Annotated in this window: 17 protein-coding genes; 7 read left to right on the forward strand and 10 right to left on the reverse strand. The window is 63.1% G+C overall.

What is annotated here, in order from left to right:
* Positions 1 to 47 precede the first annotated feature (47 nt).
* The 3 genes from THECO_RS19100 to THECO_RS19110 all read left to right on the forward strand — a co-directional run bounded on the left by THECO_RS19100 (position 48) and on the right by THECO_RS19110 (position 2,880).
* Positions 48 to 629 (forward strand): thioredoxin family protein, encoded by a 582-nt coding sequence (locus tag THECO_RS19100; RefSeq protein WP_015256646.1) that lies wholly within the window; start codon positions 48 to 50, stop codon positions 627 to 629.
* 28 nt (positions 630 to 657) lie between these two features.
* Positions 658 to 1,455: a Nif3-like dinuclear metal center hexameric protein gene (locus THECO_RS19105; protein WP_015256647.1), complete on the forward strand. Its 798-nt coding sequence runs from the start codon at positions 658 to 660 to the stop codon at positions 1,453 to 1,455.
* A 177-nt stretch (positions 1,456 to 1,632) separates the two neighbouring features.
* Complete coding sequence (locus THECO_RS19110; protein ID WP_015256648.1) at positions 1,633 to 2,880, forward strand: MFS transporter; 1,248 nt, start codon at positions 1,633 to 1,635, stop codon at positions 2,878 to 2,880.
* A 449-nt stretch (positions 2,881 to 3,329) separates the two neighbouring features.
* On the opposite strand, the gene rbsK is transcribed toward THECO_RS19110, so the two are convergent.
* From rbsK to THECO_RS19135, 5 genes are all read right to left on the reverse strand, one after another.
* Entirely contained in the window at positions 3,330 to 4,253 is a 924-nt protein-coding gene (gene rbsK / locus THECO_RS19115) for a ribokinase (RefSeq protein ID WP_015256649.1), read from the reverse strand.
* Positions 4,250 to 5,476 (reverse strand): hypothetical protein, encoded by a 1,227-nt coding sequence (locus tag THECO_RS22435; protein ID WP_015256650.1) that lies wholly within the window; start codon positions 5,474 to 5,476, stop codon positions 4,250 to 4,252. Before THECO_RS22435 ends, rbsK begins: the two co-directional genes overlap by 4 nt.
* A gap of 112 nt (positions 5,477 to 5,588) precedes the next feature.
* Positions 5,589 to 6,278, reverse strand: a complete 690-nt coding sequence (locus THECO_RS19125) for a FadR/GntR family transcriptional regulator (protein ID WP_015256651.1) — start codon at positions 6,276 to 6,278, stop codon at positions 5,589 to 5,591.
* 195 nt (positions 6,279 to 6,473) lie between these two features.
* Entirely contained in the window at positions 6,474 to 7,439 is a 966-nt protein-coding gene (locus THECO_RS19130) for an NAD(P)/FAD-dependent oxidoreductase (RefSeq protein WP_015256652.1), read from the reverse strand.
* 46 nt (positions 7,440 to 7,485) lie between these two features.
* Positions 7,486 to 8,199, reverse strand: a complete 714-nt coding sequence (locus THECO_RS19135; RefSeq protein WP_015256653.1) for a queuosine precursor transporter — start codon at positions 8,197 to 8,199, stop codon at positions 7,486 to 7,488.
* 245 nt (positions 8,200 to 8,444) lie between these two features.
* On the opposite strand from THECO_RS19135, the gene THECO_RS19140 reads away from it, so the two are divergent.
* Positions 8,445 to 10,478, forward strand: coding sequence for an LTA synthase family protein (locus THECO_RS19140; protein ID WP_015256654.1), 2,034 nt, complete (start codon positions 8,445 to 8,447; stop codon positions 10,476 to 10,478).
* A gap of 173 nt (positions 10,479 to 10,651) precedes the next feature.
* Here THECO_RS19140 and THECO_RS19145 read toward each other — a convergent pair whose 3' ends face one another.
* Positions 10,652 to 11,632, reverse strand: a complete 981-nt coding sequence (locus THECO_RS19145; RefSeq protein ID WP_015256655.1) for an aldo/keto reductase — start codon at positions 11,630 to 11,632, stop codon at positions 10,652 to 10,654.
* Positions 11,633 to 11,711: 79 nt separating this feature from the next.
* Entirely contained in the window at positions 11,712 to 12,587 is an 876-nt protein-coding gene (gene pdaA, locus THECO_RS19150; RefSeq protein WP_015256656.1) for a delta-lactam-biosynthetic de-N-acetylase, read from the reverse strand.
* 243 nt (positions 12,588 to 12,830) lie between these two features.
* Here pdaA and THECO_RS20775 point away from each other — a divergent pair, with 243 nt between their 5' ends.
* The 3 genes from THECO_RS20775 to THECO_RS19165 all read left to right on the forward strand — a co-directional run bounded on the left by THECO_RS20775 (position 12,831) and on the right by THECO_RS19165 (position 13,938).
* Positions 12,831 to 13,289, forward strand: a complete 459-nt coding sequence (locus THECO_RS20775; RefSeq protein ID WP_015256657.1) for a GreA/GreB family elongation factor — start codon at positions 12,831 to 12,833, stop codon at positions 13,287 to 13,289.
* Positions 13,290 to 13,339: 50 nt separating this feature from the next.
* Entirely contained in the window at positions 13,340 to 13,528 is a 189-nt protein-coding gene (locus THECO_RS19160) for a sporulation protein Cse60 (RefSeq protein ID WP_041853999.1), read from the forward strand.
* A gap of 104 nt (positions 13,529 to 13,632) precedes the next feature.
* Complete coding sequence (locus tag THECO_RS19165; RefSeq protein WP_015256659.1) at positions 13,633 to 13,938, forward strand: hypothetical protein; 306 nt, start codon at positions 13,633 to 13,635, stop codon at positions 13,936 to 13,938.
* Positions 13,939 to 14,008: 70 nt separating this feature from the next.
* Here THECO_RS19165 and THECO_RS19170 read toward each other — a convergent pair whose 3' ends face one another.
* The 3 genes from THECO_RS19170 to THECO_RS19180 all read right to left on the reverse strand — a co-directional run bounded on the left by THECO_RS19170 (position 14,009) and on the right by THECO_RS19180 (position 19,445).
* On the reverse strand, positions 14,009 to 17,155 hold the full coding sequence (locus THECO_RS19170; protein ID WP_015256660.1) for an MMPL family transporter: 3,147 nt from the start codon (positions 17,153 to 17,155) through the stop codon (positions 14,009 to 14,011).
* Positions 17,152 to 17,646: a MarR family winged helix-turn-helix transcriptional regulator gene (locus THECO_RS19175; protein ID WP_015256661.1), complete on the reverse strand. Its 495-nt coding sequence runs from the start codon at positions 17,644 to 17,646 to the stop codon at positions 17,152 to 17,154. Before THECO_RS19175 ends, THECO_RS19170 begins: the two co-directional genes overlap by 4 nt.
* Positions 17,647 to 17,912: 266 nt before the next feature.
* Entirely contained in the window at positions 17,913 to 19,445 is a 1,533-nt protein-coding gene (locus tag THECO_RS19180; protein ID WP_015256662.1) for a PAS domain-containing protein, read from the reverse strand.
* Between the last annotated feature and the right edge of the window lie 7 nt (positions 19,446 to 19,452).

Here is a 19,452-nt window from a genome sequence, read left to right on the forward strand (position 1 = left end):
AAACTTCCGGAATTGCTGTATAATGGGCGGCAAGGAGGGTGATAACCATGGCTTTCACACTGCAGATCGGCGAGCAGGCCCCCGATTTCCGCCTGCCCGCAACGGACGGCCGCACCTGGTCGCTGGATGACTTCAAGGACGCGCGCGTGCTGGTCATCTTTTTCACATGCAACCATTGCCCGTATGTCATCGGCTCGGACGAAGTGACCCGCGCGACCGCGCTCAAGTATGAGCCGCACGGCGTCCGCTTCGTCGGCATCAACTCGAACAGCGAGAACACGAAGCCGGAAGACTCCTTCGAGAACATGGTGAGGCGCATGGAAGAACACCGTTTCCCCTGGGTTTACCTGCGCGACGAAACGCAGGAAGTCGCGAAAGCGTACGGCGCGCTCCGGACGCCGCATTTCTACGTCTTCGACGAGAACCGCAAGCTGGTCTACACGGGCCGCGGCGTGGACAATCCGCGCGACACGTCGCAGATGACCGTGAACGACCTCGACAACGCGCTCGCGGACGTCATCGCCGGCCGGCCGGTCGCCGTGCCGCTGACGAACCCGATCGGCTGCAACGTGAAGTGGGACGGCAAGGACCCGCACTGGATGCCGGTCGAAGCCTGCGACCTCGTCTGATCCGCGTGCATGGAGGGATAGCCGACCGATGCGCACGACCGTCGGGGACGTGGTCGCCGCGCTGACCGCGCCTGCCGGACAGCTCGGACAGACGGTGGATGAGCTGCTCTTCGGCGAGCCGGAGACGACCGTGACGGGCATCGTGACGGCGTTCATGCCGACGCAGCGGGTGCTGGAGGAAGCGCACGCGGCGGGCGCCAATCTCGTCATCGCCCACGAAGGCCCGTTCTACAGCCATCACGCCGGTTTTGCGAAGACCATCGAAGATGACCCCGTCTATCAGGCGAAAAAAAACTTCATCCTCGAAGCGGGGCTGGCGATTTATCGGCTCCACGACCACATCCACCGGTACCGTCCGGATGGCATTGCCGAAGGCCTGATCGAAGCGCTGGATTGGGCGCGCTTCACGGTCCGGCATCTGCCGGAGGCGGCGATCATCGAACGGGAAGGGACGACCGTCCGGGCAGTCGCGGAGGAAGTGAAGCGGCGCCTCGGCCTGTCCGTCGTCCGTGTCTCGGGAGATCTTGACGCCCCCTGCCGGCGGATCGGCCTGCTCGTCGGCTACCGCGGCGGCGGTGCGAACGCCATTCCGCTGTTCGAACAGGAACGGCTCGATCTTGTCATTTGCGGCGAAGGCCCGGAATGGGAGACGCCGGAATACGTCCGGGACGCCGCGCGGCAAGGCCGGGCGCGGGCGCTCATCGTGCTCGGCCACGCCGAGAGCGAGGCGGCGGGCATGCGCCTGCTCGCGAGGCGGCTTGCCGCCGCGTTCCCGCACATCCCCGTCCGCTGCGCGGACGAGGAACCGGTGTTCACCTGGATATAGAAACCATTGAAGCCTGCCGGCTGTCCGGACATTGTCCGCCGCCGATGCAGGCTTCGTCCTTTTTTGTACTGTATGAAAACATCCCCCGCAGCGCACGATAACCTTGTTTGTTGTGCACCATACCGGACAACCGGATGCGGTACATGCCCGATATGACCCGGAAATGGGGGAGCCGGTATGAGCCGAACCAAGCGAAGTGCGCTGCTCGCGCTCAGTTCCATCCCGCTCATCATGACGCTGGGCAACTCGATGCTCATTCCCGTGCTGCCGGCCATCCGGCGCAAGCTGGAGCTGACGCCGCTTCAGACCAGCCTGATCATCACCGTCTTCTCGGTGATGGCGATCCTCTTCATCCCGCCCGCGGGCTGGCTGTCGGACCGGATCGGCCGGAAGCGCGTCATCCTCCCGTGCCTCGCCCTGGCCGGCATCGGCGGCGCCGTCTGCACCGCCGCCATCATCTGGCTCAAGCACCCGTACCCGTACCTGCTGGCCGGACGAATTCTGCAGGGCATCGGCGCCGCCGGAGCGGCGCCCATCGTCATGCCGCTCGTCGGCGACATGTTCAAGAGCAAGGAACAGGTGAGCGAAGGTCTCGGCCTGATCGAAACCTCGAATACCTTCGGCAAAGTGCTCAGCCCGATCATCGGCTCCGTCCTCGCGATGCTGGCCTGGTACGCGCCGTTTGCGGCCATTCCGGTCTTCGCGGCGGTCGCGGTGCTGCTGGTGGCCCTGCTGGTCCGCGCACCCGCGAAGAAGGACGAGCCGCAGCCGCTGCCGGCGTTTCTGCGCACGCTGCGGCGCATCTTCCGGCAGAAAGGGCGGTGGCTCTTCGCCGTCTTCGCCCTTGGCGGGCTCGGCATGTTCATCCTGTTCGCCAGCCTCGTCCACCTGTCGGATGCCCTCGAGGACCGGCTCGGACTGGACGGCGTGTGGAAAGGCGCCGTGCTCGCCCTCCCGCTCGCCGTGCTCTGCACGGCCTCCTACGTCACGGGCAAGCTGATCGGCGAGCGGAAACGCCGCATGAAGGTGATCGCCACGGCCGGCTTTGCGCTGTCGGCCTGCGCGACGGGCGCCTGCGCCGCCGCGGACGGCATCTGGCTGCAGCTTGCCCTGTTCAGCGCCGCCGGCCTCGGCATCGGCGCCGCCCTGCCCTGCCTCGACGCTTTCATCACCGAAGGGATCGATGAGGCGCATCGCGGCACCGTCGGCTCGTTCTACAGCAGCATGCGCTTTGCGGGCGTCGCCCTCGGTCCGCCGGCCGCCTCGCTGCTCGGCCGGCCGAACGCCGATCCGCTGTTCTGGTGCCTGGCGGGAGCCGGAGCCGTCTCGGCGCTCGTGGCGTGGCTCGCCATCCGCCCGGGCGAGCCGAATCCCCGCGTGTACACGGGGCCGCGGCTCGTCGGCCGGCCTTCGCCCAGCCGCTGAACCGGCAGCCATCCGGCTTGAAAAAAGTTTCAAATTGTCATGAGCTTCTAAGTATGTTATGTTATTGGAAGGTCAATGATAAAAGAAGGCCCGGGCGAAAGCCCAGGCCTTTTTCCCGGCGGACGCCGGCATACAACCTCATCCTGGACGGGAGTCAACGCTTCCCCCGGATGGAAATCGGAAGAAAGTGACCGTCAACCTTGGCAGGGGACCGGTTACTTTCATCGCCATGACAAATTGGAAAAGTGTCCATAGCATCACCTCCTCGGCGCCGGACAGACGCCTTGGGTGCCGGTCGCCGCCGGACCGGAGGAAGATGCAACTCCCAACCAAGGCCACCTCCCTTCACGGTCAAAGAAGGGAAATGTCAGGTTGTACTATTATTAATATGCATTATTTCCTGTTATTAGTCTAGCTCTTCAAAAATAACCGAACGTATATTCTTCCTTTTATTTCCTGATCGACCCGGACAGCAGCCGCTCCACCTCGTCCCGGGACGGAATCGAAGCCTGCGCACCATGCCGGGTAACGGCCAACGCCGAAGCGGCCGCCGCAAACCTGAGCGCTTCCATCACCGGCTTCCCTTCGCTTGACGCCGCCGCCATGGCGCCGATGAACGTGTCGCCCGCCGCCGTCGTGTCCACCGCCCGGACCTTGAAGGCCGGCACATGGACGGATTCGCCGTCCCGGCCGGCCCGGACGCAGCCTTTGTCGCCGAGGGTGACGACCACCTGCGTCACGCCGGCCTCAAGCAGCCGCCCGGCCGCCCGCTCCGCATCCTCCGCGCCGGACACTTTCGCGCCCGTGATCACCTCGATCTCCGTCTCGTTCAGGATGCACGTGTCGATGAGCGGCAGCAGCTCCGGCTCCGGCTTTACGGCCGGGGCGGGATTGAACCAGACGGGAACGCCCCTCCGCTTCGCCTCCCGCATGACCGCCGCGGTGGTCTCCCGGTCGATTTCATTTTGCAGCAGGACGGCATGGGCTTCGTCCCAGGCGATCCGCCCTTCGATCTCGCCGAACGCGAACGCTTTGTTGCTCCCGCCGGCCAGCACGATATGGTTCTCGCCCGACCGGTCCACCGTGATGATCGCCAGCCCCGAATGGCCTTCCTTGCGCAGGATGCCCGCGGTATCCACGCCGCTGCCCGCCAGATTGTCGATCAGCGTCTGCGCGAAGCTGTCCGTGCCGACCGCACCGACCATCTGCACGCTGGCGCCGCTGCGGGCGGCCGCCACAGCCTGATTGGCCCCCTTGCCGCCCGGCTGGTAGCCGACGCCCAGACTGTGGATCGTTTCCCCGGGCCGCGGGAAAGCCTCGACATTCGTCACCAGATCCATATTGATGCTGCCGACGACGACGATCTTCTTCATCGTTCCATCCCGTCCTGTACGGTAAATGATATGACGCGGAATTCGCCGACGCTGCCCGCGGCGTCCCGCAGCGAGGCAACGCCGTACATGCCGTGCGCGTATTGCGCGTCCTCCGCCTCCACCACCAGCTTATCATCCACGTACAATTTCAGGGAAGCGCCCCGGACGATCATTTTCAAGGCATAGGTCCGGCCGTGCTCCCAGGGGAAGCTCGCCGACGCCAGCTCCGTCCAGCCGAAATCGTTCTTCCGGATCGACACGGTGCCCTCCTCCGCCAAGCCCAGCCAGTAGCAGCGCTCGATGCCGAGCGCCCGGGCGATGAACCCGTGGGACTCGCCGGACAGCGGCGTAAATTCGGCTTCGGCCTCCACGTCCCGCGCGTAATCATTTCCCGTGAACGCGGCGGCGTTCCCCTCGACGGCATAGTGCAGCGCGCCGTCCTTCAGGCTCCACTCCCCGCGATGCTGGGCCATCGGCGTCACCGAGGTGAATTCGACCGCCTGCTTGCGCCAGTCGATCGCGTACCCGCCGCCGCCGTACACGCGCATCCGTCCGATATACAGCGCGCCGAACGCGCGGGATGCGGCCGTCGACGTCGGCGAGTCGATCATGAAGCCGACTTCGTCCGCGAAGCTTCCCGCAAGCGGCGGAACCACGAAGCTCAGCGTGTTCCACTCGCCGCGGACCAGCTCCACGTCCTCGAGCAGCACCTCCTCCTTCGTATACGTGTCGCGGACATACGGCGTGATCCGCAGCGGCGCGCCCTCCCACTGGTCCAGCCGGAGCTTGAACTCCACCGTCTGGCCGCTGTACACTTGCGGCGCGAACGTCGGCTTGTATTTCTCATCGTTGAAGTCCTCGCGCCGGTAATAAGGCTTGTAATAGATCTTGCTGCTTTCGACATTGGTGATGCGGTCGAAAACGATCTCCAGCGACCCGCCGCTCTCCACATGCGGCCGGGCGCCCGAGCCTCCGGCCGACCCGATGATCACCGGCACCTTTCCGGGCAGGCAGGCGCCCAGGATGATCTCCAGATCCTTCTTGCATGCCCGGCGGCTGACGATCGAAACGCCGGCTCCCAGCTTGTGCGGCCCCCCGTCGGTCGATCCCGCGTCGACCACCACGGCATGCACCTGCTGCTCCATTCCCCTTCGGAACGACTCCTCCGGGAAGCCGTATCCGAGCATTCCGCACGGCGATAAAATGTTGACGTCCTGGCTCATAGGATTCCCTCGTTTTCGTGTAATCTTCCTGGATTGGTGGATTACTGGGTGGTCCAATTGCGCCGTGATTGGATCGCTGGGTGATCCAATTTTGGCAAAAAAGAAAAATTCATCAAGCGAGCTGCCTCACCAGAATGTTCTCTTTGACCTTGCCCAGGTGGTACAGCAGCGCGGCCTTCGCCTGCTCGGCATCCCTCCGCTTGATCGCTTCGACGATCTGCAGGTGCTCCTTGTACACCTCTTCGCGGCGGCCGGCATTCTGCAGCGTCTTGCTCAAGGTCCGGCGGAGCAGATCCATATGGAGCTCCATCATGTTGACGAGCACGACGTTGTGCGACGCCTTCGCAATCGACAGATGGAACGCCTGGTCCGGACGCGTATGGTCTTCCTCGTCCGCGTCGCCCCAGCGCTCGAACGCCGCGACGATATCCGCGATATCCTCGTCCGTCGCCCGCTGGCAGGCCAGCTCGACGATGCCCGTCTCGAAAATTTCGCGCGCTTCGAGCAGCTCGATGATCGTCGCGCGTTCGATATTGTCCAGAATCCGGTTCTGATCATCGACGGACTCGATCGAACGGGACAGGTACCTGCCCCCGCCGGGCTTCGCTTCGATCAGGTTCTCCCGCTCCAGGATGCGGAACGCTTCGCGAAGGGTGCCCCGGCTGATGCCGAACGCCTGCGCCAGCTCCCGTTCGGTCGGCAAGAGGTCCCCCGGCTTCAGATTGCCTTCGATGATCATCTCTTTGATCTGTTCGATCACGTTTTCATAGACTCTTTGATATTTGACTTTCTTGATCGCCATAAGCGGTTTCTTTCCAGCCCTTCCTCGAAAATTGGTCGATTGGGTGGACCAATTTTTATCTAGAGGATAACCCGAAACGGGAAAGGTGTCAATGGGTGCGTTTTCATCCGTTCTTTCTATTTGACGACATGCCAAAAAGCCCCGGCCCTTCGGCCGAGGCTCCTTTCACGGCGGTCGGCTTGCCCCGCCTTCTATTCAAGATCCCCGCGGCGCCAGCGGCAGCGGCTCGCGCAGCGTCAAGCTCTTGTGCATCCAGATGGCCGCCTGGAGTCCGTCCCCCATCGCGATCGCGGTCTGCTCCGAGTGCACCGTCACGTCGCCGGCCGCCCACACATGGGGGACGCTCGTCAGCTTCGTGCGCGGATCGACCTCGATATGGCGGCTTGAAGCCAGCCGCGCGCCGAGCATGGCCGCGAGCGACGAGCGGACCTCGTTCCCGCCGAACCCGAGGAACGCGCGCTCCGCCTGCAGCTCCGTGCCGTCCGCCAGCCGGACGCCGCGCAGACGGCCCTCGTCCGCCAGCAGCTTCGCAACCGGCGTCTCAATCATCGGGATGCCGGCTTCCCGCAGCCGGACGGCCGCGGCCGGGTCGAGGGCCTTAAGCTCATGGTTCACGTAGACGATGTCGCGCGTCCACGGCGTCAACTCAAGCGCCAATTCGGCGCCCGCGTCGCCGGCGCCGAGCACGAGCGTGCGGCGGCCGATCGTCTCCCAGCCGTCGCAATCCGGACAGATGAAGACGGTGATGCCGAGACATTGCTTCAGCTCCGGCCAGTCCGGAATCCGGTCCTTCACGCCGGTCGCGATCAGCAGCCGGAGCGCGCGCACTTCCGCGCCGCCCTCCAGCGAGACGACGAACAGGCCGTCCCCATCCGGACGCCCGCCCGTTCCGCCGCCGGCCGGCTCGCGCCGCACCGCCGTCGCGACGCCGCCGATGAACGTCACGCCGTACCGGCTCGCCTGCTCCCTCCCCGCGCGGCGCAGCGTCTCCCCGCTCACGCCTTCGGGAAACCCGAGCAGATTGTGATAGCCCCGGCACAGCGAAGACCGGCCGTCTCCCGCATCCACGACCACGACTGTATGCCGGTACCGGCCGAGCTGGATCGCCGCCTGCAGGCCCGCAATCCCGCCGCCGATAATGGCGCATTCGTACACGCGCACGGCAGAAGCCCCCTTTTTGCCTCATTATGCCGCACGCGCGCCGGATTTACTCAGCCGCCTTCCGGCTCCACAGCCCTTCCTCATCCTTGAAGTTCCGCGCGATATAGAGCACCGGCGTCCCGGCTCCCGAGACGACGAACTTGATGAGGTACGTCGTGACGAGAATGTCGATCCAGACCGCCGTCTCGAAAACGCCCGCGAACGCGACCGTGCAGAACACCAGCGTGTCGACGAACTGGCTGACCAGCGTGCTGCCGAGGATCCGGATCCAGAACTGTCCGCGAGCCGCGAACCGCCGTTTCAGCCGGCTGAACAACTGCACGTCGAGCACCTGGCTGACGAGATAGGCGCACAGGCTGCCGGCCGCCACCCGGGGCGCCAGCCCGAATACCGTCTCCATCGCCGCCTGCATGTCCAGGCCGGACGCATCCGGCTTGAACACGAGCGCAAGCTGCATGACCAAGGTGGAGGCGAACAAGAAGAAAAAGCCGAACCAGACCGCGCGCCTCGCTTCTTCCCTGCCATGCCGCTCGTTCAGCAGGTCGGTCGCCATATAGATGGACGCGTATGTAATATTGCCCAGCGTCATGACAAGCCCGAGCATTTCGATCGTCTTGACGACCTGCAGATTGGCGAGCACCGTCGCGACGCCGATCCAGGCGAACAGGCCGATGCGGCCGAACAGCCGGTAACACAGAAGGAACAACGAAAACTGGACGATTCCGAACAGAACGCCCCACCCCAGGTTGAACCCATCCACTTCCCACCACTCCCTGGCTTGTTTTTGCGAAAATGAAAGAAAAACCCTTCCTTTTCTGTGTAAATTTTAATCGTAAAAGCGCGTTCTGCACGCCAACCGCCTTTGACACCGGTTTGCGGCCGTAGCATAATAAGATGAGCCAACCCTGATACGATCGCAAACGTCTATATCAAATAGAGAGATAACAATGGCAAGCCGGCCGCATTCGTAACCGGCTTGTTGTCTTGCCGAGGGGGAATGTCCGCATGAGACCGGCTCTGCTAAACCGGGTATATCGCATTATCGGTTCGCGGCCGTTTATCTTTTTCTCCGTCATCATGCTGTTCAAGAGCTACCTGGCATGGCTTGTCATCTTCGAGGACACGCCGTTCTGGGCGCCGCTCATCTCTGAAATTCCGTTTATCTGGGCCATATTCTGCCTGATTGAATGGTTTTCGTCAAAACGCAAATTGACCGCCTACCTGATCGTCAACCTGGCGCTCACCGGAATCTTCTTCTCGGTCATCATGTACTACAAGTACTACGGCGTCATCGTCACCTGGCGCGCGCTGGAGCAGGTCAATCAGGTGACGGCGGTGAAGAACAGCGTCTTTTCGCTGATCGATCCGTACTTCCTGTTCATCTTCAGCGACATCGTCGTGTTCATCTATCTGCTGATCAACGGCCGGCGGAAGCACGGGGCCGGGTACCGGCTGCTGCGCATCTGCAACCGGCCGAATGAACGGCGCGGCGTCATGACGCTCATCTTCGCGCTTTCGGTCGTCATCTGCGTCATGAATATTTTGCCGCATACGGCGAGCATGAACGAACGCGTGCAAGCCTCGGAGATGGGCATTCTCAACTATGAAGCCTACTCGCTGATCGCGGACGAAGAGTACGAGCTGATCGAGAAGTCGGAGATCACCCAGGACGCGATCGACGAGCTGAAAGGCGTCCATCGCCCCGTCCGCGCGCCTTACCAGGGATGGGCCAAAGGCAAGAACCTCATCGTCATCCAGATGGAGTCGCTGCAAAACTTCCTGATCGGCCTTGAAGTCGAAGGCCAGGAAGTGACGCCGAACCTGAACGCGCTCGTGCGGCAAGGGTTCTACTTCCCGGACTTCTACCATATGGTCGGCCAGGGCAACACGTCGGACGCGGAGTACGTCGTCAACACGTCGTTCTACATCCCGCCGCAGGGAGCGGCCACGATGCGCTATGTGGACCGCCGCCTGCCGAGCCTGCCCCGGCTGCTCAAGGTGCGCGGCTACGAGACCATGACGTTCCATACGAATACCGTGGAATTCTGGAACCGCACCGAACTGTACGCCGCGCTCGGCTGGGACCGCTATTACGACGACCGCTTCTTCGGCAAGGAGGATGCGGTGTTCTTCGGCGCGTCCGATGACGTGCTCTACCGGAAGACCGCCGAGGAACTGGAGCGCGCGCACCGGGAGGGCAAGCCGTTCTACGCGCAGGTCGTCTCGATGACGGCGCACCATCCGTTCACCTTGCCGAAGGACAAGATCCGCCTCGACCTGTCGGACAAATTCAGCGGCACGTTCGTCGGCGACTATCTGCAGGCGCAGCACTACGCGGACGAAGCGCTCGGCCGCTTCATCGCCGACCTGAAGGCGCGCGGCGTCTGGCAGGACAGCCTGATCGTCCTCTACGGCGACCATGTCGGCCTGCCGGTCTACTCGCTGAACAACCGCGAGCAGGAATTGCTTGCCGAACTGATCGGTCACGAATACGGCTACGCCGACATGATCAACGTGCCGCTCATCATGCTGTCGGACGGAGCGCTCTATCCGAAACGGTTCGAAGGCCGCCTCGGCGGTCAGGTCGACATTCTGCCGACGATTGCGGGCTTGATGGACATCCCGCTGATCGGGTACATCCACTTCGGGCAAAATCTGCTTGTCGAGCAGGACAACCTGCTCCCGCAGCGGTACTATCTGCCCTCCGGCACGCTGATTACCGGCAAGTCGCTCTTCATCCCGGGCGAAGGCTACGCGGACGGCACGCTCTATCCCCTCTCCGGGGAGCCGGGCGACGAGAGCGTCGTCACCGAAGACGCGTTCGAGCGGGCGCTCCGCCTGCTCCAGCTGTCCCACAGCTACGTCCGTCAGCTGCCGGAGCGGTCGCCGGATGAGGCGCCGCAAGCGATGCTGCCTGAGCCGGATGACGAAGCGGAGACGGAGAAAACGGCAAAGACCGAACCAGACGACGCGCCGCCGGTTGAGGACGCGGATGATGCGGCGGAACACGAGACGGAGGGTGAAGAGGCGGAATCGTAACCGGGCACGCGTCTCCGGTCCGCAACGCCGATTCCGCTGTGCCGGCAGACTGCATGCACAGGATTGCTGCATGCGGTCTGCCGGTTCTTTCTTGCCTCGCTGCACAGCATGAAGGAGCACCCCTGTCCGACAAGCGTGCTCCTTCGTCCAACCCCTATTCCGCCCGCGGAACCTCAATAAGGCCCGCGGATATGCTCCCGCACCTGAAGTTCATAGAACTCGCGCAGTCGCGCCTGCTCCGCTTCCGTGAACGGCGGCACGTCCGCGGCCGCCAGGTTCGCTTCGACCTGGGACACCGTCTTGAAGCCGGGGATGACGCAGCTGATGTGCGGATTGTCGAGAATCCACCGGATGGCGGCGGCCGCCATGCTGCCGCGGCCCTCGCCGATCCAGGCCAGCTCCCGGCTCAGCCGGACGCCCGTCTCGAACGGCAGCCCGGCGAACGTCTCGCCGACGTTGAACGCCTCGCCGTTCCGGTTGAAACGGCGATGATCATCCGGCTCGAACGTCGTCTGCTCGGTGAATTTGCCGGTGAGCAGCCCGCTCGCCAGCGGCACCCGGGCGAGAATGCCGACGCCTTGCGCGTGAGCTTTCGGGAACAGCTCCTCCGCCGGCTTCTGCCGGAACACGTTGAAAATCACCTGCAGCGCCTTCACGTTCGGATACTGCAGGGCGAGCAGTCCTTCTTCCACCGATTCGACGCTGACGCCGTATTCGCGGATCAGACCTTCCTCACGCAGACGATCGAGCACGCCGAACACTTCGCCGCGGCGGATGATGTCCGTCGGCGGACAGTGGACCTGGTACAGGTCGATCCGGTCGCGGCCCAGCCGCTTCAGGCTCGCTTCGCAGAACTTGCGCACCGATTCGTACGTGTAGACCGCGGGATCATGAATATCTGCAGCCCGGCAGAACTTGGTGGCGATGTAGATGTCGTCCCGGCCTTTCACCGCTTTGCCGAGCAGCTCCTCGGCGTGGCCGTCGCCGTAGACATCCGCCGTATCGAAGAAATTGACGCCCGCGTCGATCGCCCTCGCCAGCGCGTTCAACGATTCGGCATCGTCCGTCCTTCCCCATGAGCCGCCGATCGCCCACGTCCCGAAGCTGATCTCGCTGACGTTCATGCCCGTGTTGCCGAGCGGTCTGTATTTCATTTCGCATCCCGTCCTCATCCCATGGATTCGCTTTCCTCCCCATTATGCTTCGGGGCGGACATCCATGCAAGGGGCGGGATCAGAACGGCAGGTCCGGCACCGGCGACAACAGATGATCCAGGCTGCGGAAGGTGTACCCCTGTCTGCGCGCTTCGTCGATGATCGCGGCCAGCGCCTCGGCGTTGTCCTTCGACACGCTGTGCAGCAGGATGATGGCGCCCGGATGAAGCTGCGCGACGACGCTGTCATACGCATGGCGGGCGCCGCGCTGCGCCGAGGTGTCCCAGTCTTTGTAGGCGATCGACCAGAACACGTTCGTGTACCCGAGCGATTGGCTAACGCGGAGCGATCGTTCGCTGAAGATGCCCCGCGGCGGACGCAGATAGCGCATCTCCTTCTGGCCGGTCACGCTTGCGACCTCGCGCGCCACCCGATCCAGTTCTTCCCGGATCTTCGCATCCGGCAATGTCGAGAAATCCGGATGAGACCACGAATGGTTGCCGATGATGTGTCCTTCCCGGACCATGCGCCGCAGCAGATCCGGCTGATCTTTCACATAATGGCCCGTCACGAAGAAGCAGGCCGGCACCTTTTTCGCCTTCAGCACGTCGAGGATTTTTTCCGTGTACCCGTTCTCATAGCCGTTGTCGAAGGTCAGATACAAATTTTTGCCCTCCGGGCTGCCCCGAAATACCGCGCCGTATCGCTCGAGCAGCGGTGCGAACCCTTCCTGGTCGATCGATGCGGGCTGCCCGTTCCGGCTCTTCTTGAAACCGAAATGGTACGCGCGGTCGCCGGACGAAACCGCGGAAGCGGAAGCCGGAGAATCCGCCAGCACCGCCACCGCAGCCGACGGGTTCCCCGCCGGACCGGACAGGGACAGGCCCGTCCACACGCCGAGCAGCACGGCCGCGGCTGACCAGACCAGCACGGACGGCTTGAATCGTCTGAACATGTTGCCACCCCCTGAACGAAACTGTCAATCAGGCTTAAGATGTCCGCCGGAGGGATGTTTTATGTTGTCGGCCTGCAGGAGGAACAAGCCCGTTTGAATGCGGATACAGTTCGTTTGTGGTATGATAAAGGGGAGACCCCCGAGGCGGGGTCTGTTTTCACATGAACGGAGGAGATGATCCCATGAACAAGTGGTACGCCATCCTGATGAACATTCCGATCGGAAAGGCAGGCGTTATTTTCCATGAACCATAGAATGATGAAGCCGGGCAGCGCACTGGAAGCCGAATTGCGCCGCCAGCTTGCCTGCCTGGGCGACAACCGCATGCTATGGTTCAGCCAGCCGCCGTCGGCAGCCCGCCCGGAACAACGGGAATTGATGGAGACGCTGCAAAGGTACGAGAAACAGCTCGAAGACATCCTGGCCGGCATCGTCCGGGATCTGGAGGACTTGCCGGTGCTCATCGGCTCCGAGGTGACGCTTCGGTACGAGGACGGCGGGCCGGATGAGACGTACCGGATCGTGCTGCCGGAGGAAGCCGATGTCGACCGGAGCCGGATTTCCTGCCTGTCGCCGATGGGCAGCAGTCTGCTCCTGGCCCGGGTCGGAGACACGGTGGAGATCCGTACGCCGCAAGGCGGATACCGCGCCCGGATCGTAAGAAGCGTCTGCACGTTCGCCGCCGATGCAGACGACCGTTGAACCGGCGCTTGCCGGCAGGCGCCATAATTCCAAGTCAGGGGTGAATGGCCATGATTCAAGTGAAAGAGTTTCTTGACACCGAATCATCGCACGCCGTGAAGAAAGTGAACGATTTTCTCGCCACCCTGCGCGAAGACCAGGTCATCAACGTCTGCTACGGTTCCTACACGAAGACCGGCGCCCATGGCGCGCAGCATCAGCGGACCGCCATTCTGGTCGTCTATCGGACGGACGGCTGAGACGGGCGGCGGGATGGCGCGGGGAATCCCGTGTCCTGCACCTTGATCTGGGCGAATGCATATCTTGACAGCAAATAACTGCTGTTGGGAGGCATTTGGACCACATGGAGAAGCAACCGAAGGTCATTTACCGCGCGGATTCGACCGCCGCCGAGTCCTTGCGGTCGATGAAGAAGCGGCTGTGCGAGATTTGCGACATGTACGCCGGCCGCATGGTTCGGGTGCAGACGATGGACGGCGGCGTCTATGACGGCATCATCCGCCATCACGAAGGCTGCATCCTGTACCTGGAGTTGGACGCACCGGGATACCGCGCGTTCTGGAATCCGTTCGTGCCGTTCAATCCGTATTACAACACGATTCTGCCGCTCGTCCTGTATGAGCTGCTGGTCATCTCGCTGCTCTCGTAAAGAGAAAAAGCCGTCCCATCCGCTTGTTGCAAAGCGGGAGGGACGGCGATTTTTTTGAGGTTCGGCCGATTCACGCCCCCAGGCCGGCGTCCGCATCGTTGCGGGCGCGCCGCCCCATGAACGGCCACCAGTTGAACGATCCGAACAGCCGCACCATGACCGGTATGAACAGCGGCAGCATGATGAGCGCATAGAGGAACAACCCGGCCAGTACGATAGTCGCGATGTGCAGCAGCGACATGACGCCCGACGGCAGCATCGCCGCGAACGTGCCGCCGAGAATGATCGCCGCCGACACGATGACGGAGCCCATGTTCTTCATCGCGTTCAGAATCGCTTCGCCGGCCGGCAGATCCCGGTATTCGCGGAACCGGTCCATCAGGAAGATGCTGTAGTCGGTGCCGAGCGCCAGCAGCATGACGAAGGCGAAGAACGGCACCGCCCAGCCGAGGCCCGTCATGTCGAGCATCCGCACGAACAGCACTTCCGCCGCCGCCACCGACATGTAGTAGGTCAGGATGAGCGACAGCACGAGGTAAATCGGCATGACCAGCGAGCGGAACAGGACGACGAGGATGAGCACCAGGCCGATCAGCATCAGCGTGACCGTGCGCGAATAGTCGTCTTCGGTCACATGCCGCAGGTCATTGTTCACGCTCGAAATGCCGCCGACCGCGACATCGGCGCCTTCCAGCGGCGTGCCTTCCGCCATGCCCGGCGCGGCGGCCGACAGCCGGTCGACCGTATCCATCGCCTCGACGGAGTACGGATGGTGTTCCAGCACGACCTCGAACTTCACCGTCCGCCGGTCGCTGCTCATATAGATGTCGAGCGCCTGCCGGAACTCTTCCGAAGCGATCGCTTCCTCCGGCAGATACCAGCCCGCCAGCTGCGGGTCGGGCGACGAGGACAGACCGGTCAAATATTCCCGCGCCGACTCCAGGCCGGCCGTCACCTGCTTGATGCCGTCCGCCGATTGCCCGAGGCCGTCGGTCAGCTCGCCGAGCTGATCGATCAGCCCGGCCAGGCCGTCCGCCAGCTCGGCCTGGCCGTCCGCGAGCTGCGCCGCGCCGCCCTTCATTTCGGGGAGGCGCTCCAGGATGGCGCCCTGGCCGGCGGCGGCCTGCGCGATGCCCGACTGCAGTTCCTTCAGTCCCGCGGCAATCTGCTTGAGCCCGCCGGCCAATTCCCGCTGGCCCGCGGCCGCCTGGCGCAGCCCCTCGTTCGCCTGCCCAAGGCCGGCGCCCAGCCCGCCGAGCTGCTCATTCAGCTGCGCCAGCGACGCGCCGAGCCGGGCCGCGCCTTCGTGCAGCTGCTTCGCCGTGCCTTGCAGGCGCAGAAAATCTTCGTCCGCCGCCAGTTCGGGATACTTCTGCGGCAGTCCGTCAAGTCCGGCCGACAGCCCGGCCAGCCCCTCGGCCAGTTCATCGTGCTTGCTTGCGATCTCGTCATAGCCGGCCTTCAGTTGATCCAGACCGCCGGCCATTTCCTCGTATCCGGCGAGCAATTCTTCCGCCGCGGCGGCCAATTGTTCGGCGGCCGCCTGCGCTTCCGCGGCGCCGGATGCCAGCTCGCCCGCGCCGGCTTCGCCGCTGCGCAGCCCCTGTTCGAGCTGGCGCAGCCCGCCCTCGAGCTGCTCGAGTCCGGCCTTCAGCTCGCTCGTGCCCTGCGCCAGCCGTTCGGCGCCGCCTACCGCTTCCTCAAGCTGCGGCGCGTTCGCGGCCAGCTCTTCGCTCGCTTCCTCCAGCCCGGCGCCGATCTGGCTCAGCCCGTCTCCGCCCTGCTCGAGACCGCTGTCCAGCTCCGACACCTGGCTTACCACCTGCAATTGCTCAAGCGGCTCGCCGGTCGGCCGGGTGGCGCTGCGCACCGACGCCACGCCTTCGGTCTCCAGCAGCCGACGCGACACCTGTTCGATCGCGGCCAGCCCTTCCGGCGTGTCGAGCGGCGTCTCGCTGCGCCAGACGACCGTCGTGGGCAGCGTCTCCCCGGGACCGAAGCTGTCCGAAATGATGTTGAACCCGCGCACCGAACCGTAACGGTCGCCGATTTCGTCGAGCTGGTTGAACGTGACGGCGTTCTTGTAGCCGACGAGCAGCGGCACGGCCAGCACGGCGATGATCGCCAGCGCGCCGAGCGGCCGCCGGAGGGCGAACGAACCGACGGTGCCCCACAGCCGGCTCTCCTTATGCTCCAGCGAACCCCGCAGCGGCCAGAACAGCGCCTTGCCCAGCACCGCCATGAAGAACGGAACGATCGTGACGAGCGCGATCAGCATGACCGCGACGCCGACCGCGACCGCGACGGCGGAACGGTACAGCGAGAACGTCGACAACCCGATCGACGTGAAGCCGACGAGCACCGCCAGCCCCGCGAACAGCACCGTCTTTCCGGCGGTCCGATAAGTGCGGAGAATGGCGTCGACCTTGCCGCCGCCTTGCGCCAGCTCCTCCTTGAACCGGCTGATCAGCAGAATGCAGTAGTCCGTCCCGATGCCGAACATGACCGCGACCATGAAGATCTGCGTGAAGTTGGAGAGCGGGAAGTCCGCGTACTCCGCCAGGTAGGCCACGACCGACTGGGACACCAGATAGCTGAGCCCGACGGTGAGCAGCGGAATGAGCGGCGCGACGACCGACCGGAAGACCACGATCAGAATGACAAGGATGAAGACGATTGTAATGAGCTCGGTCTTCTTCACGCCTTCCTCGGAGCTCTGGATGACATCTTCCGCAATGACCCAGCCGCCGGTGATATAGTGGTCGACGTCGATGTCCGACAGCGCGCCGTACAGCACATCCTGCTGTTCCTCCGCCGTCCGGTCGCCGAACTCGACATTCAGCAAGGCGAGCACGGTCGTCCCGTCTTCGGATATCATCTTCGCCGCCAGTTCTTCGCTGTCGAACGGCGACGTCACCGACACGACGCCATACGTGCCGCCGTCGTGCTGAAGCTTCTCGATCCCGGCTTTCACCGCCTCAAGATCGTCGTCGGACAAGCCTGACTCGCGGTGGAAAACGAGAACCGTCGAATTCCCGCTTTCCCCCAAATCGTCAAGCATCTCGTCGGCGATGACGGACGGATAGCCGTCCGGCACCGAAATCTGCCCGTGCTCCCGCACCAGTTCGGCCAGATTCGGCGACGTCATAAGCAGGCCCGCCGCCGCGGCAAGCCAAAGCGCCAGCACCAGCCAGCGCCATCTTACGATTTGTCTCATATGGTTGCTCTGCCCCTTCCTTCCATATCCGCCAACACTTCCGCCACCTTCTCGCAGGTGCCGACAAATTGCAGCGCTTCTTCCCGGCTGATTTGGTTCATGACCGTCGACAGCCGCTCCCTTATCCGGTCATCGATCATCTCGGCCAGCTTCCGGCCCGCCTCGGTCAGCGACAGATAGATGACCCGCCGATCCTTCACGTCCGGAATCCGCTCGATCAACCGCTTGTCGGACAGCCGCGTCATGATCGCCGTAATCGAGCTTTTGCCGACGCCGAACACGTCGGCCAGCTCCGATGAGATCGACCGGCCTTTCATGCGAAGATAGCGGATGACCAAATATTGATCCAGCGTGATGTCTTCATCGCCGATGCATCTGCGCAACAGGGCGTTCACACGCCGATGCATGCGGTACGTCGCTTCTTCATATCTCTTGATAATGGAGGCCAGCAGATCCTGATCCATCTGCCCGTCTCCTGCCTCGCGCTTCACCGCTCGTCCCTCCCCTCCTGCCGTCCGAAGATAGTTCGACGGTCGAACAATTTTACAGTAAAACTTTATCACATCCCCTCTGGCCCCGTCAAACGCGATTCCCGGCGCCCGCAAACAAGCAAAAACGGCTGGCGCCGTCCTCCCGGGCGGGCGCGTCCGTTTTGCGGTGAAAGATAAGCCGGTTATAAGCGTGAAACTTATAAAGTCTTATCTTTAAATAAAAGCCGCGCTCCGCGGGAGTCTGCCACTCTCGCGGCGGGCGGCTTCTACTGTTCCGCACAAGACTGCGGCAGCCGGATTGACACGGTCGTTCCTTCACCGCTCCGGCTGACATAACGGATATTCCCATCGTGTTCCTCGATGATTTTGTGGCTGATCATGAGTCCGAGACCCGTACCCTTCTCCTTCGTCGTGAAGAACGGCTCCCCGAGCCGGCGCAGCTGGTCTTCCGGAATGCCGCTTCCCTGATCGATGACGTGCACGAGCACGTCCGTTTCATCCCGCTCGATCGAGATGATCAGCAGGCCGCCGGACGGCATCGCCTCGATCGCGTTTTTCACGACGTTCATGAACACCTGCTTCAGCTGATTTTTGTCGCAGCGGACAATGCACGCTTCCGGAGTCGCCTGCTCCTGGATGATCACGTTGTTCAGAATGGCCTGGCTGCTGAGCAGATCGGCGACCTCGTGCACGATCAGCCGGATGTCCCAATCCTGGTAGACGGAGGCCTGCGGCTTGGCCAGCACGAGCAGCTCGCCGAGGATCATCTCGATCCGGACAAATTCCTGGTCCATGATCTCGTAATACCGGTCGGCCTGCTCGCCGGTCGCCTTGCGGAGCAGCTTGGAGAAACCTTTCAGCGATGTCAGCGGGTTGCGAATCTCATGGGCGATGCCCGCGGCAAGCTGTCCGGCCATCTTCAGCTTCTCCGACGTGCGCAGCAGCTCCTCGGTCCGGCTCTCGATCGTAATGTCCCGCACGATGCCGACCAGCAGCGGGGCTTGGCGGTACTCGTCCCTCATCCATTTGCCGATCGTCTGAATGGTCCGGACGCTCCCGTCCGGCATGAAGATGCGATATTCGCACTTCAGTTCTTGGTCCGTTTCGCGGAGCCGCTCGACAAAATATTCCCGCAGAACGGGTCTGTCCTCGGGATGCACAATCTTCTCGTACGCTTCCCAATCGCTGGCGAAATCGGTCCGGCTGAAGCCGAAGACGGCGTACATTTCGTCGGACCAGTACAATTCATTCGTCTCGGGATACCATTCGAAATGGCCGAGACCCGCAATGCGATGCGCAAGCTGCAGACTTGCCCTGCTTCGCCGCAGTTCCTCTTCCGACCGTTTCTTGTCCGTAATATCGCGGCCGATGGCGACGATCCGCTCGACCGCTCCCAGCTCATCCCGCACGATGCTGAACGTCGCCCTGCACCAGATGTAACGGCCGTCCCGATGGCGCACACGGATATCCCGGACGCCGAAGTTCGCCTGATAATCCTCCGTCACTTCGGCGACATGCGGCACAATTGACGCTGCTTCTTCCGTTCCGTCGTCATGGTCGGCGGGCAGGAGATGAATCCCGATCCGCGACAGGTCTTCGGGCAGAATGTACAGCACGCCCGACTTGCCCGTCACTTCTTCCGGACGGTATCCCAACACGCGTTCGACCGACGGCGATACGTATTCGATAGTCATGTCCGAATTCAAGCTGACGTAGATGTCATCCGATTGCCGGATGAGCGGGGCGAACAGGTCACCCGTCATGCGGCAGCCGTGTTCCCGTTCCTTCCGATTCCGCATCGCTGCA

The sequence above is a fragment of the Thermobacillus composti KWC4 genome (assembly GCF_000227705.2).
GTDB lineage: Bacteria > Bacillota > Bacilli > Paenibacillales > Paenibacillaceae > Thermobacillus > Thermobacillus xylanilyticus.

Excerpts from the sequence above, each read along its gene's own strand:
- THECO_RS22435 (WP_015256650.1), bottom strand. The coding sequence starts at position 5,476 with ATGAGCCAGGACGTCAACATTTTATCGCCGTGCGGAATGCTCGGATAC.
- rbsK (WP_015256649.1), bottom strand. The coding sequence starts at position 4,253 with ATGAAGAAGATCGTCGTCGTCGGCAGCATCAATATGGATCTGGTGACG.
- THECO_RS19180 (WP_015256662.1), bottom strand. The coding sequence starts at position 19,445 with ATGCGGAATCGGAAGGAACGGGAACACGGCTGCCGCATGACGGGTGAC.
- THECO_RS19170 (WP_015256660.1), bottom strand. The coding sequence starts at position 17,155 with ATGAGACAAATCGTAAGATGGCGCTGGCTGGTGCTGGCGCTTTGGCTT.
- THECO_RS19105 (WP_015256647.1), top strand. The coding sequence starts at position 658 with ATGCGCACGACCGTCGGGGACGTGGTCGCCGCGCTGACCGCGCCTGCC.
- THECO_RS19160 (WP_041853999.1), top strand. The coding sequence starts at position 13,340 with ATGATTCAAGTGAAAGAGTTTCTTGACACCGAATCATCGCACGCCGTG.
- pdaA (WP_015256656.1), bottom strand. The coding sequence starts at position 12,587 with ATGTTCAGACGATTCAAGCCGTCCGTGCTGGTCTGGTCAGCCGCGGCC.
- THECO_RS20775 (WP_015256657.1), top strand. The coding sequence starts at position 12,831 with ATGAACCATAGAATGATGAAGCCGGGCAGCGCACTGGAAGCCGAATTG.
- THECO_RS19145 (WP_015256655.1), bottom strand. The coding sequence starts at position 11,632 with ATGAAATACAGACCGCTCGGCAACACGGGCATGAACGTCAGCGAGATC.
- THECO_RS19110 (WP_015256648.1), top strand. The coding sequence starts at position 1,633 with ATGAGCCGAACCAAGCGAAGTGCGCTGCTCGCGCTCAGTTCCATCCCG.
- THECO_RS19140 (WP_015256654.1), top strand. The coding sequence starts at position 8,445 with ATGAGACCGGCTCTGCTAAACCGGGTATATCGCATTATCGGTTCGCGG.
- THECO_RS19165 (WP_015256659.1), top strand. The coding sequence starts at position 13,633 with ATGGAGAAGCAACCGAAGGTCATTTACCGCGCGGATTCGACCGCCGCC.
- THECO_RS19125 (WP_015256651.1), bottom strand. The coding sequence starts at position 6,278 with ATGGCGATCAAGAAAGTCAAATATCAAAGAGTCTATGAAAACGTGATC.
- THECO_RS19100 (WP_015256646.1), top strand. The coding sequence starts at position 48 with ATGGCTTTCACACTGCAGATCGGCGAGCAGGCCCCCGATTTCCGCCTG.